Origin of the sequence: Gluconacetobacter brunescens (genome assembly GCF_048695475.1) — a bacterium.
In the GTDB taxonomy this organism is placed as follows: Bacteria; Pseudomonadota; Alphaproteobacteria; order Acetobacterales; family Acetobacteraceae; genus Gluconacetobacter.
The window spans coordinates 2,636,932-2,656,874 of record NZ_JBLHEN010000001.1 but is presented as its reverse complement, the minus strand read 5'-3'; the positions used below and the strand labels follow the sequence as shown (position 1 = coordinate 2,656,874).

Annotated in this window: 16 protein-coding genes; 5 read left to right on the top strand and 11 right to left on the bottom strand. The window is 66.1% G+C overall.

What is annotated here, in order from left to right; translation table 11 throughout:
• Positions 1-72: 72 nt before the first annotated feature.
• From ACMAUO_RS11885 to ACMAUO_RS11875, 3 genes are all read right to left on the bottom strand, one after another.
• Entirely contained in the window at positions 73-1,722 is a 1,650-nt protein-coding gene (locus ACMAUO_RS11885) for an NAD-dependent malic enzyme (protein WP_420357073.1), read from the bottom strand.
• A gap of 243 nt (positions 1,723-1,965) precedes the next feature.
• Entirely contained in the window at positions 1,966-2,631 is a 666-nt protein-coding gene (locus ACMAUO_RS11880) for a histidine phosphatase family protein (protein WP_420357072.1), read from the bottom strand.
• A gap of 14 nt (positions 2,632-2,645) precedes the next feature.
• Entirely contained in the window at positions 2,646-4,763 is a 2,118-nt protein-coding gene (locus ACMAUO_RS11875) for a hypothetical protein (RefSeq protein ID WP_420357282.1), read from the bottom strand.
• Positions 4,764-4,972: 209 nt separating this feature from the next.
• Here ACMAUO_RS11875 and rfbA point away from each other — a divergent pair, with 209 nt between their 5' ends.
• Both rfbA and ACMAUO_RS11865 read left to right on the top strand, forming a co-directional pair.
• Positions 4,973-5,872, top strand: a complete 900-nt coding sequence (gene rfbA / locus ACMAUO_RS11870; RefSeq protein WP_420357281.1) for a glucose-1-phosphate thymidylyltransferase RfbA — start codon at positions 4,973-4,975, stop codon at positions 5,870-5,872.
• Between the two features lie 11 nt (positions 5,873-5,883).
• Positions 5,884-6,867, top strand: coding sequence for a glycosyltransferase (locus ACMAUO_RS11865; protein WP_420357071.1), 984 nt, complete (start codon positions 5,884-5,886; stop codon positions 6,865-6,867).
• A 121-nt stretch (positions 6,868-6,988) separates the two neighbouring features.
• Here ACMAUO_RS11865 and ACMAUO_RS11860 read toward each other — a convergent pair whose 3' ends face one another.
• The 4 genes from ACMAUO_RS11860 to ACMAUO_RS11845 all read right to left on the bottom strand — a co-directional run bounded on the left by ACMAUO_RS11860 (position 6,989) and on the right by ACMAUO_RS11845 (position 13,320).
• Positions 6,989-7,657 carry an IS1595 family transposase gene (locus ACMAUO_RS11860; RefSeq protein WP_420356546.1) on the bottom strand — a complete coding sequence of 223 codons (669 nt, stop codon included), beginning with the start codon at positions 7,655-7,657 and terminating at the stop codon, positions 6,989-6,991.
• 82 nt (positions 7,658-7,739) lie between these two features.
• Positions 7,740-11,042 (bottom strand): efflux RND transporter permease subunit, encoded by a 3,303-nt coding sequence (locus ACMAUO_RS11855; RefSeq protein ID WP_420357070.1) that lies wholly within the window; start codon positions 11,040-11,042, stop codon positions 7,740-7,742.
• 37 nt (positions 11,043-11,079) lie between these two features.
• The gene (locus ACMAUO_RS11850) at positions 11,080-12,423 is read right to left on the bottom strand and encodes a purine-cytosine permease family protein (protein WP_420357069.1); all 1,344 of its coding nucleotides are present in this window, start codon (positions 12,421-12,423) and stop codon (positions 11,080-11,082) included.
• Positions 12,424-12,501: 78 nt separating this feature from the next.
• Positions 12,502-13,320 (bottom strand): SDR family NAD(P)-dependent oxidoreductase, encoded by an 819-nt coding sequence (locus ACMAUO_RS11845; protein ID WP_420357068.1) that lies wholly within the window; start codon positions 13,318-13,320, stop codon positions 12,502-12,504.
• Positions 13,321-13,423: 103 nt separating this feature from the next.
• On the opposite strand from ACMAUO_RS11845, the gene gmk reads away from it, so the two are divergent.
• The 3 genes from gmk (at position 13,424) to ACMAUO_RS11830 (ending at position 16,415) form a co-directional block, all read left to right on the top strand.
• The gene (gene gmk / locus ACMAUO_RS11840; protein WP_420357067.1) at positions 13,424-14,086 is read left to right on the top strand and encodes a guanylate kinase; all 663 of its coding nucleotides are present in this window, start codon (positions 13,424-13,426) and stop codon (positions 14,084-14,086) included.
• Positions 14,087-14,197: 111 nt separating this feature from the next.
• Entirely contained in the window at positions 14,198-15,721 is a 1,524-nt protein-coding gene (locus ACMAUO_RS11835; protein WP_420357280.1) for a replicative DNA helicase, read from the top strand.
• Between the two features lie 58 nt (positions 15,722-15,779).
• Positions 15,780-16,415 carry a LysE family translocator gene (locus ACMAUO_RS11830; RefSeq protein WP_420357066.1) on the top strand — a complete coding sequence of 212 codons (636 nt, stop codon included), beginning with the start codon at positions 15,780-15,782 and terminating at the stop codon, positions 16,413-16,415.
• A gap of 80 nt (positions 16,416-16,495) precedes the next feature.
• Here ACMAUO_RS11830 and ACMAUO_RS11825 read toward each other — a convergent pair whose 3' ends face one another.
• The 4 genes from ACMAUO_RS11825 to ACMAUO_RS11810 all read right to left on the bottom strand — a co-directional run bounded on the left by ACMAUO_RS11825 (position 16,496) and on the right by ACMAUO_RS11810 (position 19,834).
• Positions 16,496-16,636 (bottom strand): hypothetical protein, encoded by a 141-nt coding sequence (locus ACMAUO_RS11825; RefSeq protein ID WP_420357065.1) that lies wholly within the window; start codon positions 16,634-16,636, stop codon positions 16,496-16,498.
• Positions 16,637-16,753: 117 nt separating this feature from the next.
• Complete coding sequence (locus ACMAUO_RS11820) at positions 16,754-19,243, bottom strand: HWE histidine kinase domain-containing protein (RefSeq protein WP_420357064.1); 2,490 nt, start codon at positions 19,241-19,243, stop codon at positions 16,754-16,756.
• Between the two features lie 32 nt (positions 19,244-19,275).
• Positions 19,276-19,563: a hypothetical protein gene (locus ACMAUO_RS11815; RefSeq protein WP_420357063.1), complete on the bottom strand. Its 288-nt coding sequence runs from the start codon at positions 19,561-19,563 to the stop codon at positions 19,276-19,278.
• Between the two features lie 121 nt (positions 19,564-19,684).
• Complete coding sequence (locus ACMAUO_RS11810; protein WP_420357062.1) at positions 19,685-19,834, bottom strand: hypothetical protein; 150 nt, start codon at positions 19,832-19,834, stop codon at positions 19,685-19,687.
• Between the last annotated feature and the right edge of the window lie 109 nt (positions 19,835-19,943).

Below are 19,943 nucleotides of genomic sequence, written 5' to 3'. Positions count from 1 at the left end.
CCGTACACAAGAATATTCCCAATTTGTATATTTTATAAATACGTGGCCAGAAATACAAAAGAGGCTATATCCTCAGCCTCCCGCCACCTGCTCAATCGCCCCATATTCCGGGCTGTAGCACATCCCCTCGATCCAGGCCCGGATATCCTCCGGACGCGGCACCGTCGCCATCCCGTTCGCGAACAGATACTCCGCCAAGCGGCAAGCCGACGTCACCTCCACTTCCAGAATCTGCGACTGCGGCGGGTAAAGCATCCCCCGCGCCTGCGCCGAAGGCGAAACCTGATCGGCCAACGCATGCGCGGCCTCAATGATCAGCCCACCCGTAATCAAACGCGGCCGCGTCGCATAAACCGCCAGCCCCAGACCAGGGAAGATATAGAAATTATTGGCCTGCCCGGGCCGGAACACCATATCCCCACGCATCACCTGCGGAAACTGGATACCGGCCGCATACAGCGCCCGCCCGTCCGACCACCCATAGGCCTGCTCCGCCGTGCATTCCGGGCGCGGGATCGACAGCGGAAAGATGATCGGCCGCGCATTGATCTCGGCCATCAACTCCACCACCGGCTGAGTAAACGCCCCTCCGGCCGTCGAAACCCCGATCAGCACGCTGGGCCGCACGCGGCGGATCGTCTCCAGCAGATCGCGCGTGGGTGCTGCTGCATGGGCATAACGAAGCTGCGCCTCGCTCAGATCGGTGCGCGAAGGCTCCACCAGCCCCTTCACATCCATCATGACGATGCGCGCCCGCGCTTCCGCCGTCGTCAGCCCCTCGGCCTCCATCGCGGTCACCAGCAGGTCAGACGTCCCCAGCGCCGACGACCCGGCGCCGAGGAACAGGAAAGTCTGGTCCGAAAGCTGCTCGCCTTTGATCCGCAACGCGGTCACCAGTCCCGCCAGCGTCACCGATGCCGTGCCCTGAATATCGTCGTTATAGCACAGCACCTTTTCGCGATACCGCTCCAGGTACCGGATCGCGTCCGTGCCCTTCCAATCCTCGAAATGGATGCAGCAGGCCGGAAACACCGCCTGCACCGCCGTCACGAATTCCTCGACGAACGCATCCAGTTCCGCTTCCGGCGGCGGCTCGCGCCGCAGGCCCAGATACAGCGGATCGGCCCGCAACGCCGCATTGGTGGTGCCGATATCAAGCTGCACCGGCAGCGTGGTATGCGGCGGCACCGCGCCGCAGGCGGTATAAAGCTGCAACTTGCCGATCGGGATGCCCATGCCGTTGGCCCCGATATCCCCCAGCCCCAGAATGCGCCCGCCCGTCGTCACGCACAGGAAGCGCACATCGGGCACCGGCCAGTTGCGCAGCACCTCGGCAATGCGCCCCTTCATGTCCAGGCTGATATACATGCCCCGGGGCCGGCGATAGAGATGGCTGAACGACTTGCAGACCTCGCCCAGCGTCGGCGCGTAGACGATCGGCACGAAGCGCGCCGGGTCCGACATCAGCACCTTGTAAAACAGCGTCTCGTTCCGATCGACGAGCGCGGAGAGATAGATATACCGCTCCAGATCGGTCGGCTTGGCATCCAGATGCGCCAGCACCCGCTCGGCCTGCCGCTCCAGCGTCTCAACCTGCGGCGGCAGCAACCCCTCCAACCCCAGCGCCCGACGCTCGGCGGCGGAAAAGGCGGTCCCACGGTTCAGGAACGGATCGTTCAGCAAAGCCGTGCCGCGCAGGCTCTGGCGATCGGATGACGTCATGTTCGGGGTCCTCCATGCACTGTTCAGCGGCCGAACTAGCCAAAGCCGCCCTACCGGGTCATTTCAGCAATAATCCTCAAAAAACCTGCCCGGACATTCGGGCTGGCGAGCGAGAGCGCCGCAAGGCGGCGCGCCCGTCATGTGTCTCCGAGCATCGGAGCGGAGCGGCCTCAACGGCCATAAGCACCGAAGCACAGGAAACACGCGTCGGATCGCCGCCAGCGCGCATCTCCAGGCAGGTTTTCACACGCCCGGCAATTCGTTGACGGCCACGATGCGCCACGCTTCGGGAAAGCGCTCGATGATCGTCAGGGAAAGATTCTGGATCGAGAAATGCAGCGCCGTATCGGCATGCACGCGCAGCGCATGCGCCAGCGCCGCGCGGATCGCTCCGCCATGGCTCACCACGACCATGTTCCGGCCTTCCTGCGCCTCGGCCATGCGGTCCATCGTCTCGCCCACGCGGGCGCACACATCCAGCATGCTCTCGCCGCCGGGCGGCCGTTCCGAGGCCGAGACCGACCAGAACAGATGCGGCGCCAGCTTCAACTGGTCCAGCAACTCATGGTGGCGCAACCCGTGCCATTCACCCAGCGACTGTTCGAGAAACCCGGGCTCCACCGCCCAGTCCCGCTCGCCATATCCGGCCTCCTGGATGGTCCGCGCGGTATGCTGCGTCCGCCCCAGCGGCGAGGTGAACCACAGCGCATTCTGCGGCAGCCGCGCGGCCAGCGCCTCGTACATGCCCCGCTGGGCGACCAGACTGTCCGGGCACAGCGGCACATCCAGCGTGCCATACACCCGCATGCGGGCATTTTCCTCGACCACCGCATGGCGGATCAGCCAGAAGCGGGTGACACCATCCGTCAGCTTGGGGGTGTCGAGGAAATGACCGTGATTCTGGTTCATGCAAGCCGGTCCAATCAGGGCAGGATAACGGGTGGTCCGGTATCCATAGCCGGAAGCGGCGCGTAGGTCTGTACCGGGTCGGCCGCCGCCAGCATCTCCCAGTAGCGCAGGATCAGCCCGATCTTGGCCAGAACCCGCTGCGCATCGGCGATTTCCCGATCCATGCGCAGATCGGGCACCAGCCCGTCATGCGACGGCTCGCCCGAAACCAGCCGCGCCCCGGCCGACAGCCGCAACGCCCCCGCCACCCCGCCGGGCAGCATCGGGTGCGGCAGCGGCACCGGCTGGCCGACATGGCACAACTGCCCGGCCAGGGCCCGATCCGCCCCCGCCGGCACCACGCGCGACAGATCGGCATTCAGCCATCGATAGAGCGCGCGCGCCGGCTCCAGCCCCAGCGGCACGAAATCGTCCCCACAGGGGGACGAAGCCAGCGGATCACGCACGAAAAAGCTCAGGATGGTGCCGCGATCGTCCCACGCATCGGCCAGGGGCGGCCGCGCCGGATGCGGCACCGCCAGCCGCCGCAAGTCCGGGTCGGTGTCGATCGCCGCTTCCAGCGCGGTCAGAAACCGCGCCAGCCGCGCCCGCACCACCGGCCGGGGCACCTCCCGCAGCGCCGTCATCTCCGCCAGCGCGGCATACCAGCGCAGCATCAGCCCCACATTCTCGCCCGCTGGCAGCCCCCGCGCCGCCGGCATCGCCGGCCACGCGGCCCGATGGCAGTACTCCGCCAGCCCGGCCGGCAGCTCCCCATCCCGCAACCGCGCCGTCACGCCCTCAGGCAGCAGCAACGCCCCGCAGAAAGGCGGCCCGGTAAAGAATTTGGAGCCGGTGATCATCACCATCCAGCCCCGGTCCAGATAGTCCCGCACCCGCGCCGGGTCCAGCCGCGCCTGGCAGGCATCCACCACGATGTCGGGCGCCGGCGCGCCCTCGGCACGGGCGGCCTCGGCCAGCCCGTCCAGCATCTCCAGCCCCGGCGCCAGCAGCCCGGTCTTGGACAGGTCCAGCCGGTGCAGCAGCACATGCCGCCCCGCCTGCCAGGCCCGGCGGGCCAGTTCGATGCAATCCCGGTCGATCTCGGCCGGCGCGCGCGACGCCCCATCCGGCCGGCGCAACGGCACGGCCAGCAGCAGCGTATCCGCCGGAAATCCAGCGATCAGCTCGCCCTTGGCCACCTGCGCGCCCAGGGCGGTGTCATTCGCGAAATGGCAACCTTTTGCCGCTAACGGTACGCCACTCCCGGTTTCCTCGGGGGCGAGAAGGATGTTGCTGACCGGATGTCCATCAGAACCCAGCATCGCCAGGGCCAGGGCATACAATTCGCAATCGGTCCCCGACGGCGCCAGCACCACGCCCTGGGCCCCGGTCATCCCGTAATGCGCCGCGATCCGGCGGCGGACCTCCGCGACCATCTCCGCCCGGACCCGCGCCCCATCCCCCGTCAGCCCGCCCTGCACCAGCCGCACGCGCGCCGCCTCGGCCCCCGCGAAACCCCGTTCGGACACCGAGGACGCGGTCGAGGACGCATAGGTCACGGCCCAGGGGCGCGGCCGGTGCGACGATCCATAATGATTCAACCCGGTCGCCGGGTCGATCGCCAGCCGGGCATCGCCGCCTTCGGCCATCAATTGCTCCGCCGGCCCCAGCAGCGGCCACAGCGCCTCCAACCGGACAGCCAGCTGCGCGAATGCGCCCGCATCGACGCACTCCGGCGCAACCGGCGGCTGCAAGGCCGCCAGTTCGACCCAGATCTGCCGCAGCCGCTCGGCACCGGGCGGCGCGACGGCGGCCATGTCGGCATGCCACCACGGCCCCGGCGGCGCACCCGGCCCATCCAGTTCCGCGAACAGGGCGGCGGTGCGCGCCGCGCACAGCCCGGCCAGCACGCCGTCACCGGGCACGGCCTCGATCAGGCGCGCCAGTTCCAGTGCATGCCGCAGCACGACCGGCGCACAGGCCGGCACCCGCAGGCACGGCGCCCCCAGCACGACCATGCCATCGGCCCGCACCACGAACGGCCGGTCCAGCGCCGTATCCAGCCCGATGCGCCGCCCCCCCGCGATCACGCGCAGGTCGGGGCGTTCGAGGACGCAGGCCAGGTCATGGGTCAATCGTTCGGCGAGCACGCAAAAATCCCTGTTGCCATCATCACTATGCGCGCAGGCCCCCGGCGCGGCAATCGCCCCACCCCCCGACGGACCATCACGAACCATCAGGAAAGGCGCGCCCCATGACCACCCCAGGATCGGAACCGACCCCGATGACCAACCTGTCACACCTGCACCCCTATCGCGCGAACTCCCCGGCGGCAAACGACCCCACGACCGAAACCGCGATGAAAGGCATCCTGCTGGCCGGCGGATCAGGCACGCGGCTGCACCCCATGACGCTGGCCACCAGCAAGCAGTTGCTGCCGGTCTATGACAAACCGATGATCTATTACCCGCTGTCGACGCTGATGCTGGCCGGCATCCGCGACATCATGATCATCTCCACCCCCGACGACCTGCCGCAGTTCCAGCGCCTGCTGGGCGACGGCACACAATACGGCGTACGCTTCAGCTACCGCGCCCAGCCCAGTCCCGACGGCATCGCCCAGGCCTTCCTGATCGCCGAGGACTGGCTGGCCGGCGCCCCCTGCGCCCTGGCGCTGGGCGACAACCTGATCTTCGCCGATCATCTCGGCACCCTGCTGCAAGGGGCGGCCAGGCGCGACAGCGGGGCCACGGTGTTCGCCTACCAGGTGCGCGACCCCGAACGCTACGGCGTGGTGAGTTTCGATGCCGAAGGCCGCGCCAGCGCGCTGGTCGAGAAACCCACACACCCGGCCTCGCAATGGGCGGTCACCGGCCTGTATTTCTACGATGCCCGCGTCAGCAGCTTCGCCCGCCAGATCCACCCCTCCGCCCGGGGCGAGCTGGAAATCACCGATCTGAACCGGATCTATCTCGAGGAAGGCTCGCTCCAGGTCGAAAGACTCGGCCGGGGCTGCGCCTGGCTCGATGCCGGCGTGCCCGATGCCCTGCTCCAGGCCGGGATGTTCGTGCAGACCATCCAGTCCCGCCAGGGCATGCTGGTCGGTTCGCCCGCCGAGGTCGCCTTCCGCATGGGCTTCATCGACGCCGCGCAGCTACGCACGATCGCCGACAGCGTTTTCAAGACCGAACTCGGCCGGCAACTGCATGACATGGCCGAGACCGCCGCGCCATCCGCCCCCCTGCCGATCTCGGCATAAACCGGCGCGCGGTGGACATCCTGCCTTCCACTCCCGATGCCCCTCCGCCCTGGTCCACAAGCGGACCGGAGGCGGCACCCTCCTGGCAGTCCGTGGCACCCCAGCCACCCCGCCGCGCCCCCCGGGTCGCGATCCTGCTCTCGACATTCAATGGTGCCGCCTGGCTTCAGGCCCAGCTTGATTCGATCCTGGCGCAGAGCTGGATGCAATGGATGCTCCTGTGGCGCGACGACGGATCGGCCGACGGGTCGGTGGCCATCATGCAGGCATTCCAGAACGGGCCAGGGGCCGGACGCTGCCGGGAAATCGATCCGGGCGGCCGGCACCTGGGCATCGCCGGCTCCTACCAGACGCTCCTGCGCGCAGCTCCCACTGCCTCAACCATCGCCTTCGCCGACCAGGACGATGTCTGGCTGCCCGAGAAACTCGCACGCGGCCTGGCCAGCCTGGCCGACATGGCGACGGACGGCCCCGCGCTCTATTGCGGCCGGCAGATCCTGGTGGATTCCTCCCTGCGCCCCCTCGGCCTGTCCTCGCCCCACACCGAAAGGCCGGGCCTGCTCGCGGCGCTGGCGCAGAACGCGGCCACCGGATGCACCGTCATGATGAACGACGCAGCGCGCGCCCTGGCCACATCCAGCGCCCTGCCGGATACGCCCGTCGCCCATGATTGGTGGGCCTGCCTGCTGGTACTGGCCGCCGGCGGCACGGTGCGGGTCGATCCGCACCCCACGGTGCTGCACCGCCGGCATCGCGGGGGGCTACGGTACGGCCCCAATCGTTTCATGACGGCCTTCCGCCAGAATGTCCGCCAGTTGCTGACTCACGAAGGACTGCTCTCCGCAACGGCCCGCAGCGATCTGGGCCAGATCGAAGCCGTCCTGAACGGCCGCCGCCGCGACCGCCTGCGGCTGCTCAGGACCATGCCGGGGTTGCACCGGCACCAGCGTCTGGAAAATCTGATCTTCCGACTGCACTTTATCGCCGGGGCGTGAGTCTTCGTTCTTTTTTGCAAAAAAGAACCAAAAAACTCTGATTCGGTCAGGAGCCTTGTGCTGGGAACACGCGATGGTCCTGAACGGATAAAAGTCTTTGGGGCTGGCATAGGTAAGCGATTTATCTGGACCGCGGTGGTGGCAGGTTAACCCATTGGGTGAGGATTTTCACGAGCTTTGCGGGCGAGCGGTAGTTGAAGCGCCATTCGCATTCCGCGAGGAAGAGATGAAAGTCTTTCCGTGGTATTCCGTTGTATCGACGCAAGTGACGCTTGGCCTGGCTCCAGAAATTCTCGATGCCGTTGATATGGTTCGTGCCGTCAGCGAAGCGCGTGCCATGATGGATGCGATAATGATGGAACTCCGAGACATCGAGTTTGTCGTATGCGTGCCATGAATCGCTATAGACAATTGAATCAGCCTGAACTTTCTCCCTGATGATCGGCATGAGCGTCTTATGGCCGGCGTTGGGTATCATCACGGCGTGGACCCGACCGCGACGTTTGAGCAGGCCAAAGACTGCAACCTTTCCCGCAGCGCCTCGACCATGCTTGCCTTTGCGGTGTCCGCCGAAATAGCTTTCATCGACTTCGACCTCACCCTCGATGGGTGCCTCATGGGCGATCTGTTCTGCGATCGTCTCACGCAATTTGCGATAAAATAGTGTTGCCGTATTGCGATTGACGCCCACGAGTTCTGCAGCACTGCGCGCCGGCGTGCCAGCAACGAAGTGCTCCAGGAGCCGTTTTTGGGTGCCGACAGGTAGGCGGCTGCGGCGACGTAGTTTCATGCGACATATCAAGCCTCTGTCGGCTTACCTATGCCAGCCCCAAGTCTTTTTGCTTCTTTTTCGTAAGACAAAAGAAGATCTCCTACCCTGCCGGCCGAATATGCCCCCGCCAGCGGCGCGAAGCCTGCCGCGTCACCCACGCCCGGATGCGCTCCAGCAGCAGATAGACAACCGGCGTCGTGTAAAGCGTCAGCAACTGGCTCATCACCAGCCCGCCGACCACCGCGATGCCCAGCGGGCGACGCAGTTCGATCCCATAGCCGCTGCTGAGGATCAGCGGCACCGCCCCGAAGGCGGCGGCCAGCGTCGTCATCAGGATCGGGCGGAAGCGCTTGGCGCAGGCCTCGCGGATCGCCTCCTCGGGCGACATGCTGCCGTCACGCTCGGCATGCAGCGCGAAATCCACCATCAGGATCGCGTTCTTCTTCACGATGCCGACCAGCAGGATCACGCCGATCATCGCGATCAGCGAGAATTCCTCGCCCGTCATCCACAGCGCCAGCACCGCCCCCACCGCCGCCGACGGCAGGGTGGAGAGAATGGTCAGCGGATGCACATAGCTTTCGTAGAGAATGCCGAGCGTCACATACATCGTCGCCAGCGCGGCCAGGAACACCAGCAATTCGTTGATCAGCGCGGTCTGGAACTGCTCCGCCTGCCCGGTAAAGCCACCCTGGATCGACCCCGGCACATGCAGCCGCACCATCGCACTGCGGATTTCCGCCGTCGCCTCGTCCAGCGACCGCCCCGCAGCCAGGTTGAAGGAAATGGCACCCGAGACGAAGCCATCGCGATGCCCCACCGAAATCGAGGTCGGGCGATCGTTGATCGCGGCCACCACCGGCAGCGGCACCATCGTCTCGATGCTGGACGACACGGCCGACCCGCTCGAAGCCCCCGCCCCGCCCGCCAGCCGGTTGGCGATGGCATTGCGGAAGGATTGCTGGCTCAACGCGGTAGCCTGCGACGTATCGCCGCTGCTGGGCGTGGGCACGCGCACCGTGTTGGAAGCCGTGCCGCCCCCGGCAGTCCCGCCCGAGGTCGAAACCCGGAAAGCCTGCATGATGTCGGGCGACTGGCGATAGGCCGGCGCAACCTCCATCACCACATGATAGGTGGCCAGCGGAGTGGAAATGTTCGAGGCACTGCGCTGGCCATAGGCATCATACAGCGCCTGGCTGACCAGTTGCGGCGTCACCAGATAGCGCGCGGCGGTATCGCGGACGATATCGACATGCGTTGCCACCCCGTGACCGGTCAGGTTGGTGGTGATGTCGGTCATCACCTTGCTGCCCTTCAGGGCCTCGACGATGCGCGGCGTCCATTCATAGATCTGCTCGGCATTGTCGCTGCGCAGCACATAGCGATAGGCACCCTGCTGCTGGCGGCCGCCTCCGCCATTCACATCCCCCGCCGAAAACAGCGACAGCCGCACGCCCGTCAGCCCCTTCAGGCGCTCGTGGATGCGGGCGATCATCTCGTCCGGCCCGTCGCTGCGTTCGTGCTTGCCGACCATCTGCGCGAAGGCCTGGCCCTCCACCCGCGTATCGCCCGAGAACGCCGCCACCGATTCCGTATCCTTGTCTTCCATCATCGCGGCACTGACGGCCCGGATCTTCTCGTCCATTTTCTGGAACGATCCGGATTCGTCCCCCCGGAAATAGCCGACGATCAGCGCGACATCCTCCTTGGGGATGATGCTCTTGGGCATCAGGACGATAATGGCCACCGTCGCCACCAGGCTCAGCGGCAGGGTGGCCAGGACCAGCCACCGATGCCGCAGCGCACGGTCCAGCGAGCGGACATAGGCGTTCAGAATCGCCTCGAACACCGCCTCGATCCCGTCCGACAGGCGGCGCATCCCCCGCCGGAGCGCCGACGCGCCAGCGGGCAGGGGCGCTCCATGGGCCACATCCAGCAGCAGCCCGCACATCATCGGTGTCAGCGTCACCGACAGGAACAGCGAGACCGTGACGGCGGTCGCCAGCGTCATCGCGAATTCGAAGAAGATCTTGCCCGGCGTGCCCGGCATCAGCAGCAGCGGCAGGAACACCGCGACCAGGGCGATGGTGATCGACAGCACGGTAAAGGCGATCTCGCCCGAGCCCAGCAGCGCGGCCTCGCGGCGGGGCATCCCGTCTTCCATGTGGCGGGCGATGTTCTCCACCACCACGATCGCGTCATCGACCACAAACCCTGTGGCGATCGTCAGCGCCATCAGCGACAGCGTATCCAGCGAGAAGCCCAGCAGGTACATCACCGCCAGCGTGCCCGCCAGCGAGATCGGCACCGTCACCGCCGGAATCAGGGTCGAACGCGGCGCGCGCAGGAACACCAGAACCACCCCCACCACCAGCAGCACCGAGATCAGCAGCGTGAGCTGCGTATCGGCCAGCGAGGCCCGGATCGTGATCGAGCGGTCCATGCCCGGCGTCAGCGTGATGCCCTGCGGCAAGGCAGCCTGCATGCTCGGTATCCGGGCCTGGATCGCATCCATCACATGGATGACGTTGGCGCCCGGTTGCGGCCGAACGACCGCCATGACCGCGCGATGCCCGTTGAAATAGCCGGTCTGCCGCTCGTCCTCGACCCCGTCGGCGATCGAGGCGACATCGGCCAGCCGCACCGGCCGTCCGGAACGGTACCCGACCACCAGGTCGCGATATTCCGCCGCCTGCCGCGCCTGGTCGTTGGTCGCGATCGTGTAGCGCTGCGGCCCGACATCGATATAGCCCTTGGGCGTGTTGGCGTTGGCCGACGCCAGGGCCGAACGGATATCCTCGAAGCCGATACCGTATTTGAACAGCGGGTAAGGGTTCATCTCCACCCGCACCGCGGGCGCCGAACTGCCGACGATCTGGATCCAGCCCACACCCTTGATCTGCGACAGCATCGGCTGGAGATGCGTCTTCATGATATCATACAGTTCGGACATCGGCCGGCTGTCCGACGTCAGCGTCATGATCATGATCGGATTGTCGGACGGATTGGCCTTCCAGTATTGCGGCACCATCTGCAAGGTGGTGGGCATGTCCTGCGTCGCCGCCCGCAGCGCCGCCTGCACGTCATTGGCCGCGCCGTCGATGTTCCGGCTGTCGTCGAATGTCAGCAGGATGAAGGCGGTGCTGTCGGTCGAATCCGATTCGAGCGAACTGACACCGGCAATCTGGCCCAGCCGCCGTTCCAGCGGCGTGGTGACCGACGTCGCCATCTGCTGCGGCGAGGCCCCCGGCTGGGTCGCCACCACATAGATGACCGGAACCGAAATGTTCGGCAGGTCCCCCACCGGCAACGCGCGGTAGGCGAACAGGCCCGCAAGCACCAGCGCAACCGCAATGAGCGTTGTCGTGACCGGGCGCAGAATGAAAGGACGGCAGGGGTTCATACGGGAATGCGCATAGCGGATGACAGCAGCCTATGCATCAGCTTTCCATCGTCCGCGGCCGCCCCCCGCCCCGGCCGTACCACAGTGCCGCGACGAAGAAGCCCACATAATAGCCGATATCCGCCCCGCCCAGCCATCGGGCGACAGGACCGGTATAAATCTGGCTGGTCGAGAAAAGCAGAATAGTCACAACCGAAACGATCATGAAGATACTCGCCCCGCGCGTCCAGCCCGAAGGCACCGGATGCACCGTACGGTCGCCCAGATACCAGTCCGCCAGCACGATGCCGATCCAGGGCGCGATCCAGTACATCGTCACCACCAGGTAATCCGTATACAGCGCCGCATATCGCCCGGCACCGGCCACCGCCAGCCCATAGCCCAGCAGGGCGGTCACGATCGCCGCAAGAACGCGCGGAATATGCACGCCGGCCGAAATCAGGCTGTAGCTGGCGGTATTGTCGTTGAAGGCATTGCCCGTGATCGACGACAGGGTGATGACGGCCAGCACCATCGGCCCCAGCGGGCCCGCCGCGTGCTGCAGGCTGGCGATCACCGCCGTCGGCGACGGCTCGGCGATGCTCGCGGCCGTCAGCAGGCCGAGAATCTGGAACGGCACCGCCGACCCCAGCAGCCCGGCCAGCGCCAGCCACACCACCCGCCCGGGCGGGGTCTCCGCCGGCAGGTAACGCGTATAGTCCGAGGAATAGGAGGCCCAGGACAGGTTGAAGCTGGCCAGGATCGCCACCGCCAGCAGCATGGTCGCAACACCGGGCGCATGCGCCGCATGCGGCAGCGCCACCCCATGCCAGGCCGATTGCAGCCCGATGATGGCAAAGGCCGCCAGCAATGCTGCGCCGAGATATTTCTGCAACGCCTGCACCATGTCGTGGCCATAGATGCTGGCCGCCATCTGCACCATGGCCAGCACGCCCAGCGCCAGCCAGAAGGGCGGCGCGGCCCCGGCCACGATCGAGAGAAACGCGATCAGCGCGGTGGCGGCGGGCACGTTGTTCACCGCGTCCCAGCCGACGCAATAGACCCAGTTCAGGAAGGCAGGCGGCCGCACACCCAGCCGCCCCAGCGCGCGGCGCGAGGCTTCCATCTGCGTCAGCCCCGTCGGCGGCCCGATCGCGGCCGCCAGCGCCACCGGCAGCGCCCCCACCACATTGCCGATCACGATCGCCAGCAGCCCGAAGCGGAAATCCAGCCCCAGCGAGACCAGCAGCGCCCCGGTCACCCAGCCGCCGGGGCCGAGATTGGGCGAGAAATGGCTCCAGAACACCCGGTCGATGGGCATGGTCTTGCGCTCGGCCGCGACCGGGCGCGACACGGCGGCGGCGCCAAGCTCCTCCATGGCGGGGGGACGCAGAAAGGACATCGGCAACAGCCCGGACCCCCGATCATGATGACGTCGCGACAATCGTGACGTGAACCCTCACCGCTGGCAAGCCGTCCGTCAGGACGACATGCCACCCGTCTCGGGCATCGACCCGGCCTGACCGGCCGGCTGGCGGTTGTAATAGAGTTCCGCCACGCGCGGCGGCAACAGATCCATCAGCCGCGACCCGGCCACCAGCCACCACGGAAACACGATCCGCCGCCGCCCGGCCGCCACCCCGCGCAGGATCGCGGTGGCGGCGTCATCCACCTCGGTCAGGCCCGGCATCGGAAAATCGTTGGCCGCCACCATCGGCGTGCGGACAAAGCCACAGCAGACGCTGGACAGCAGAATACCGTCCCGCACCGTATTGCCCCCGGTCGCGACCATGAACCGGTCCACCGCCGCTTTCGACGCGCAATAGGACGGTGTGCCGGGAAACGCGACCAGCCCCGCCACCGAGGCAATGGCGCAGATCCGTCCCCGCACGCCGCGCCCATCCGGCGCCTGCCCGCCCATGACGTCCAGCGCCGGCAGCACGGTATTGATCACGCCCCCCACATTCACATCCAGCACGCGCCGCACCTGCCCCGAGGATTCGCGCGGTGCGCCAATGGCACGCGCCGCCGTGGACGCCGTAATGCCGGCACAGGCAAACACCAGGTCCAGCGGCCCGGCACCGCCGATCCATTCCGCCATGCCCTCCGCGTCGCGCACGTCCTGGCGCCGCGTCAGCACCCGCGCGCCGCGCGCGGCACAGTCCCGCGCCACCGCCTCCAGCCGGCCCCGATCGCGCCCGCCCAGATGCAGCAGCACCCCCGGGGCCGCCAGATGAAGCGCGATCGCGCGCCCGATGCCCGACGAAGCGCCGGTAATCAGAATCATGTCCTGTTTCATAATCGCCAGAATAGAGACTGCCTGATAAAAGACCGCAAATCCGTGCCGAGCCGGCGCGGAACGGTAACGGGAACGGACCAGGATCGAGGGGGATATGCCGACGATGACGCCCAGCAGGGAACGACATGGCCCATCCACCCGGCCGCACGTGGCGCGGCGCGGGGTCTGCCTGGTGATCTCGGCGCCCTCGGGTGCCGGAAAATCCACCATCGCCAATGCCCTGCGCGCCGCCGAGCCCCAGTTGCTGCACTCCGTCTCGGTCACCACCCGCCAGCCCCGCCCGGGCGAGAGCGAGGGCGTGCACTACCATTTCCGTACCATGGAACAGTTTGAGCGGATGGCCGCGACCGGCGACCTGCTGGAATGGGCGACCGTGTTCGGCCGGGGCTACGGCACGCCGCGCGGCCCGGTCGAAGCCGCCCTGGCCGAAGGGCGCGACATGGTCTTCGATATCGACTGGCAGGGCCATCGCCAGATCCGCGCGGCATTGCCCGACGACGTGATCAGCCTGTTCGTGCTGCCGCCCTCGCTGGCGGAACTGGAACGCCGCCTGCACGGCCGCGCCTCCGACCACCCGGAGGAAATCGCCAAGCGCATGACGGCGGCACGCGACGAAATCGCCCATTGGCGGGAATTCGACCACGTCATCGTGAACGCCGACCTGGACCAGGCGATCGCCGAAGCCCGCTCGATCCTGGTCGCGGCCCGGCTGCAGACGGCACGTCAAAAAGGTCTCCCCGCGTTCGTCGCCAGCTTCGACGGCTGAAAAGCGACACCTGCGAGGCAGCGCCATGCTGCCATGCATCCGTATCATCCCGCCGGGCGGCGGCCCCTGTGTCGTCGCCCGCCTGTCTGCTAGGAGGGAAGGGTGAACCAGATCGATACCTCCCAGACCGAGTCCCGCGCCGGAGAAGGCTCCCTGCTGGGCCTGACCCAACGCCAGCCCCCCGCCAACATGCAGGCGGAACAGGCCCTGCTGGGCGCGCTGCTGACCAATAACCGTGCCTATGAACGGGTATCGGACTTCCTGACCGGCGCGCATTTCGCCGATGCGGTCAATGGCCGGATCTTTGATGCCATCGCCCGGCGAATCGAGGCCGGGCAACTGGCCGATCCGGTCACCCTGCGCGGCGAGTTCGAACATTCCGGCGTGCTGGAGCCGGTGGGCGGCATGGCCTATCTGGCCCGCCTGCTTACGGCGATGGTCGGCATCATCAATGCCGGCGATTACGGCCGGGTCATCCACGACGCCTGGGTGCGCCGCCAGTTGATCGAAGTCGGCGAAGACGTGGTCAACAACGCTTTCGGCGCCCGCCCGGAGCTGTCTGGCGTCGACCAGATCGCGGCGGGCGAGGAGGCACTGTTCCGCCTGGCCACCGACAAGGGGCAGGATGGCGGCTTCACCAGCTTCGACCGCGCCCTGGCCGACGCGCTGGATGTGGCCGAGAAAGCCTTCCACCGCGTCGGCGACGTGGTGGGCCTGACGACCGGCCTGCGCGATCTCGACAAGAAGACCGGCGGCCTGCATCCCTCCGACCTGCTGATCCTGGCCGGGCGCCCGGCCATGGGCAAGACGGCACTCGCCACTAAGATCGCCTTCAGCGCTGCCCGCGCCCTGATGCGCGAGGCCCAGGAGGCCGCACCGGGCACCCAGCCCAAGGGCTCGGTCGCCATCTTCTCGCTGGAAATGTCGGCCGAGCAGTTGGCCACCCGTATCCTGTCTGAACAGGCCAGCGTGTCGGGCGAACGCATCCGCCGGGGCGAGATCGGGCAGAAGGAATTCGACCGCTTCGTCCACGTCACGCGCGAACTGGCGCAACTGCCGCTGCATATCGACGACACGCCCGCCATCTCGCTCTCGGCCATGCGCACGCGCTGCCGCCGCCTGGCCCGCACCAAGGGCCTCAGCCTGGTGGTGGTCGATTACCTGCAACTGATGCGCCCGTCGGTAGGCACGCGGCCGGAAAGCCGCGTGCTGGAAATCTCCATGATCACCCAGGGTCTGAAGGCGATCGCCAAGGAACTGAGCGTGCCGGTAATCGCGCTGTCCCAGCTTTCGCGTCAGGTCGAAAGCCGCGAGGACAAGCGGCCGATGCTGTCGGACCTGCGTGAATCGGGCTCGATCGAACAGGACGCCGACGCGGTGATGTTCGTCTATCGCGACCAGTATTACCTGCAACAGCGCCAGCCCAAGGAAACGGCCTACGATTCGACCGACAAATTCCAGACGGCGCTGGAAGACTGGCAACGCAAGATGGACCTGGCGCACAACCGCGCCGAACTGATCCTGGAAAAGCAGCGTCACGGCCCCACCGGCACCGTGCATCTGTTCTTCGAGGGCGAATTCACCCGCTTCGGCGATCTCGACCTAGTGCATGAAGGCGGATACCCGCCTTCGTAATCAGGACCCGCGCCTGCCCCGAAACAGCTCTCCCCCCTGCGATGCCGCCGAGACTGCCATGCAAACCATCACCATGTCTCTCGCCGCCTTTACGGCATCGGCGGCCATTTTCACCATGTCGCCCGGCCTGGACACGGCAACCGTCCTGCGCACCTCGACCACATCGGGAACGAGGAGCGGACTGGGCGCGTCGCTGGGCATCACGGGCGGCCTGCTGGTCTGGGGCATTGGCGCCGCGTTCGGGCTGACGGCGCTGCTGGCGGCATCGACGCTCGCCTTCAATATCGTGAAATGGGCCGGCGCTGCCTATCTGTTCTATCTCGGGGCCGGCATGCTGCTGCGCCCGCGCACGGGTTTTTCGGGCGAAACCACGTCGGCAGCCCGGAAACTGTCGCCCGCCGCCGGCTTCCGGCAAGGGTTCATGAGCAATATCCTCAACCCGAAGGTCGGCATTTTCTACATCACGTTCCTGCCGCAGTTCATTCCTCACGGCGTCAACGTCATTCTGTTTTCCCTGTTGCTGGCGGGTCTTCAGGCCGTCATGTCCATGTCCTGGCTGTCCCTGCTCGTCGCCCTGACGGTTCCGTTCAGCCACATTCTGTCACGTCCCGCCGTCGTCAGAAGGCTCGATCGCCTGACCGGCTGCATCTTCATGGGCTTCGGCCTCAAACTGGCCCTGACCGACAGGCACTGAAAAACGGCCAGGTCCGCGCACACGGGTCTGACCCCAGAGAGCCCCAGAGACAGAAAAACCCGGCCGAAGCCGGGTTCTCGTCATGCAGGCGTCTCAGTATCCGCCGCCGGGTCCGCCACGGCCACCATTCCCTCCGGAATTATAACCGCCGCCGCCCTGGTGGTATCCGCCACCGCCCCACCCGCCGCCACGCCCGTCATGATGCCCGTGCCGCCGGTCACCACGCGGCCCTTCGCAAGCCGAGAGCGAGATCGCCATAGTCGCTATGGCCAGAAGTGTAAGGATGCGCATCGAATACCCCTTTCGCACAGAAGGCCAGATGCCTCCCCGCACAAGATTCACGACCGTATCACGCTCCCCAGAGCCGTAACAACGCTCGACATCGTATAGGGTTTCGCAAGAACCGGAACCTCCGAGAACGCCTCCATCGCCGACGAAGCCGATCCGTACCCCGTGGCGAACAGGAACGGAATGCCCCGTTCGGACAGGGCCCGAGCGACGGGAAGTGAGCTTTCACCCGCAATATTGACATCTAGAATGGCCACATCGACCGGATATCTTTCCAGGATATCGAGCGCGGCCCGAGGCGTGGACGCGATATGGACGTGGGCCCCATGTTCCATGCCCAGCACGTCTTCCAGTTCCATCGCGATGATGAACTCGTCTTCCAGGACAAGGATGGTCCGGTCTTTCACGGTCGCAGGCTCCGCTGCCTCATTCTTCTTTTCAGCAGAAGAAAGATCATCGGCGGGCAGATGTTCCACGATGGCGGCGCACGGCAGGCAAATATCCAGACCGAACCCCTCCGGATCGAAATGACGGGTCGCCGTTCCCTGGAGATCATGGGTCACGGCCCGGTCGATCAGCAGGCTGCCGAAACCGGATCGCTCAGGCGGCCTGACAGGGGGCCCGCCCCGCTCCTGCCAGCGGATCGAACAGGTGTCGGAGAGCGGATCATGCCGCCATGTCACGGCCAGACTGCCCGCAGGGGCCGACAGGGCACCATATTTGACGGCATTGGTCGTCAATTCGTGAAACAGGAGCGCGAGAAAGGTCAAGGCACGCCCACTCAACCGGATATCGGGGCCAAGAAGCGAAATCTGATTTGTCGCGGTCCGGTAAGGAGAAAGTTCGATGGTCAGAAGATCATGCAACAGGATTCCGGCTCTCCCGCTGACGGCAAGATCATGTGCATTGGCAAAAGCCTCGATGCGCCTGCCGATTGTCTCGCGATACGTGAAGGCGGTGTCCTGTGCATCCGGCGGGCGGGAGACAAGGGAGCGGATAACGGCAAGAATATTTCTGACGCGATGGTTCAATTCATCGTTCAGTACGCGCTGCATGGCTTCCGCCTGGGTGCGCTCCTGCAATTCCCGCTGACTGACCAGCGCAACGACTTCCATCAGTGCTGCACGATACTGGGCCGCCAGTTCAAGATCGTCCGCGGTCCAACTGGCGGAGCGGCTGCGGACTTCCTCCGTCCAGGTTTCCAAACCGCTGCGCAGTGTCAGGCGCGGCCCGACGGTCTGGACGATCTCGCGACGAAAGAGAACCAGGCAATCATCATGCCCCGGCCAGACGGGAATGATCATGGCACCGCACAGATCGGGCACGGACGGAACGAAGCCCGCGCAATCACGCGTCATACTGTCGGTGTACCAGATCTGGTTGTTCGCAACCGTTCCGGCACACTCCAGCAGCCTGCGGATATCCGATTCCGGCAGCGCCAGTCCCGAGGCATGCCATCGCTGCTCCGTCCAGAGGCCGCCCCCGTCGCAGGGCAGCAGGGTCAGCAGTTCGGGCAGACGGGCGGGAACGTAATGCGCAAGCCCCGCCGTGCCCGAGGCATCGCGGATCAGCCGGGAGCAGAACAGATGGGCGTCATGCATCCGGCTGAGCCTGCGGGAACGATTGAGGCCCATGATCTGCAAGGCGATGAACTCGCCAAGCATTTTCGCCGCGATCCGCTCCGCCATGCACAGGACGCGCGGCGTGTGATGATGGAAGGCAATCAGCCCCCACAGCGTGCCATCGACGATCAGCGAAAGAAACATGGAGGCGCGTACCCCCATATTGGCCAGGTATTCGCAATGGGCGGCCGAAACCGCACGCAGATGCATGAACGCCATGTTCAGCGGCGCCAAACCGGGGGCCTCGATCAGCGGAACAGGGCGGGCGGAGGCATCCCCGATAACGCGGATCAGCAGGCGCCTGTAGAGATCCCGTGCCCGGACGGGCGTGTCGCTGGCAGGAAAATGCTGGCCAAGGAAGCTCTCCACGCCAACCTTCCGATCCTCGGCGACGACCTGACCCGACCAGTCCGGAGCGAAGCGGTAGATCACGACGCGGTCATGATCGAACGCCTGGCGGAGGGCTGCGGCGGTGGTCGCCAGCAGCGTTTCGATATCCGCCGGGTCGCGCACGCATTCCAGGACCATGCGTTGCCGGGCGGCAAGATGCGCATGAAGCCGCGCGGGCGTCGGCGCCTCGAATTCGACGACGATTTCCGCTCCCGTGCGGTGGACGGTCACGTCCCTGCGCAGCCCCCCGATCAGTTCGACATCGAAGCAGATCCCGGGGCGACCCGCCTGTTCACGAACAGGCAGGCCCAGGATCGTGGCCTCCGCCTCACCGACGCACTCCGTCATGGGCATGCCGATCCGGAGCGCGGGCAGACCGAGGCTGGCCGCCGCGTTTGCCGAGAAGCGGGTCAGACAATGTCCGGCTTCCGAGAACGCCAGGAGACACCCGTTGGGTTGAACGTGTGCCGGGGTATGACTGGGTTCGCGACCATCGGTCGACCACCGGGGGCCCCCATTGCCGCTCATGCGGAGCCCCACCTCCCCCCCCACTGGCACCCCTATCGTCCCCATGACGTTTCCCCGATACTGAGGCCAGGCAGCACGTTCGTGATATCGGCCGAGCTCATCGGCACGGCACCGCGCCCATGGCCGGGACTTGCCCCCACGCCCACCGTGACCTGCCCATGCATCTTGCCGTCGTCAGGCCTGTCGGCCTGCCCGTCCAGCGACGGATCGCCGCCGACATGACGAAAGAGCACGGCCCGCGGATCATCGTGCCGGGCAGCAGGATGGGCACAGCCGGACAAGGCGAATCCGACCATGGCAACGACCGCAGCACATTTCATTGGAGCAATGATTCCTCTTCATCACAGCCCATTCTACCACCATTTTCCGGCACACGCCGAGGGCGACGTCAGACGGAATCCCGTTTCAAAAAATCCCGAAATATTTTCGCATGTTTCGTCGCTACAGGACCACGCCCATTCGTCCACCGACCCACATGGTCGGCCCGTGGAGCGGCACGGCAACACCGCATCCGAGTGCCAGTGCGCCATAGAAATGGACACCGTGCCGCATCATCCACGGGATCAGCAGAAACATCGGCAATGACGGCATGGGCTTCCATCCGTGTCGGGTCCTGGGTCTCCTGCCAGAGCATACCCAGGATCGAAATCAGCGGGAGCGACGACATCGGGCCACCGAAGCCGGACAACACCGGCTCCGC

What these genes read in the sequence shown, in the direction of transcription:
- ACMAUO_RS11885 (WP_420357073.1), bottom strand. Translation starts at nt 1,722, where the DNA reads ATGACGTCATCCGATCGCCAGAGCCTGCGCGGCACGGCTTTGCTGAAC.
- ACMAUO_RS11880 (WP_420357072.1), bottom strand. Translation starts at nt 2,631, where the DNA reads ATGAACCAGAATCACGGTCATTTCCTCGACACCCCCAAGCTGACGGAT.
- rfbA (WP_420357281.1), top strand. Translation starts at nt 4,973, where the DNA reads ATGAAAGGCATCCTGCTGGCCGGCGGATCAGGCACGCGGCTGCACCCC.
- ACMAUO_RS11860 (WP_420356546.1), bottom strand. Translation starts at nt 7,657, where the DNA reads ATGAAACTACGTCGCCGCAGCCGCCTACCTGTCGGCACCCAAAAACGG.
- ACMAUO_RS11855 (WP_420357070.1), bottom strand. Translation starts at nt 11,042, where the DNA reads ATGAACCCCTGCCGTCCTTTCATTCTGCGCCCGGTCACGACAACGCTC.
- ACMAUO_RS11850 (WP_420357069.1), bottom strand. Translation starts at nt 12,423, where the DNA reads ATGTCCTTTCTGCGTCCCCCCGCCATGGAGGAGCTTGGCGCCGCCGCC.
- ACMAUO_RS11845 (WP_420357068.1), bottom strand. Translation starts at nt 13,320, where the DNA reads ATGAAACAGGACATGATTCTGATTACCGGCGCTTCGTCGGGCATCGGG.
- gmk (WP_420357067.1), top strand. Translation starts at nt 13,424, where the DNA reads ATGACGCCCAGCAGGGAACGACATGGCCCATCCACCCGGCCGCACGTG.
- ACMAUO_RS11830 (WP_420357066.1), top strand. Translation starts at nt 15,780, where the DNA reads ATGCAAACCATCACCATGTCTCTCGCCGCCTTTACGGCATCGGCGGCC.
- ACMAUO_RS11820 (WP_420357064.1), bottom strand. Translation starts at nt 19,243, where the DNA reads ATGAGCGGCAATGGGGGCCCCCGGTGGTCGACCGATGGTCGCGAACCC.
- ACMAUO_RS11815 (WP_420357063.1), bottom strand. Translation starts at nt 19,563, where the DNA reads ATGAAATGTGCTGCGGTCGTTGCCATGGTCGGATTCGCCTTGTCCGGC.
- ACMAUO_RS11810 (WP_420357062.1), bottom strand. Translation starts at nt 19,834, where the DNA reads ATGCCGTCATTGCCGATGTTTCTGCTGATCCCGTGGATGATGCGGCAC.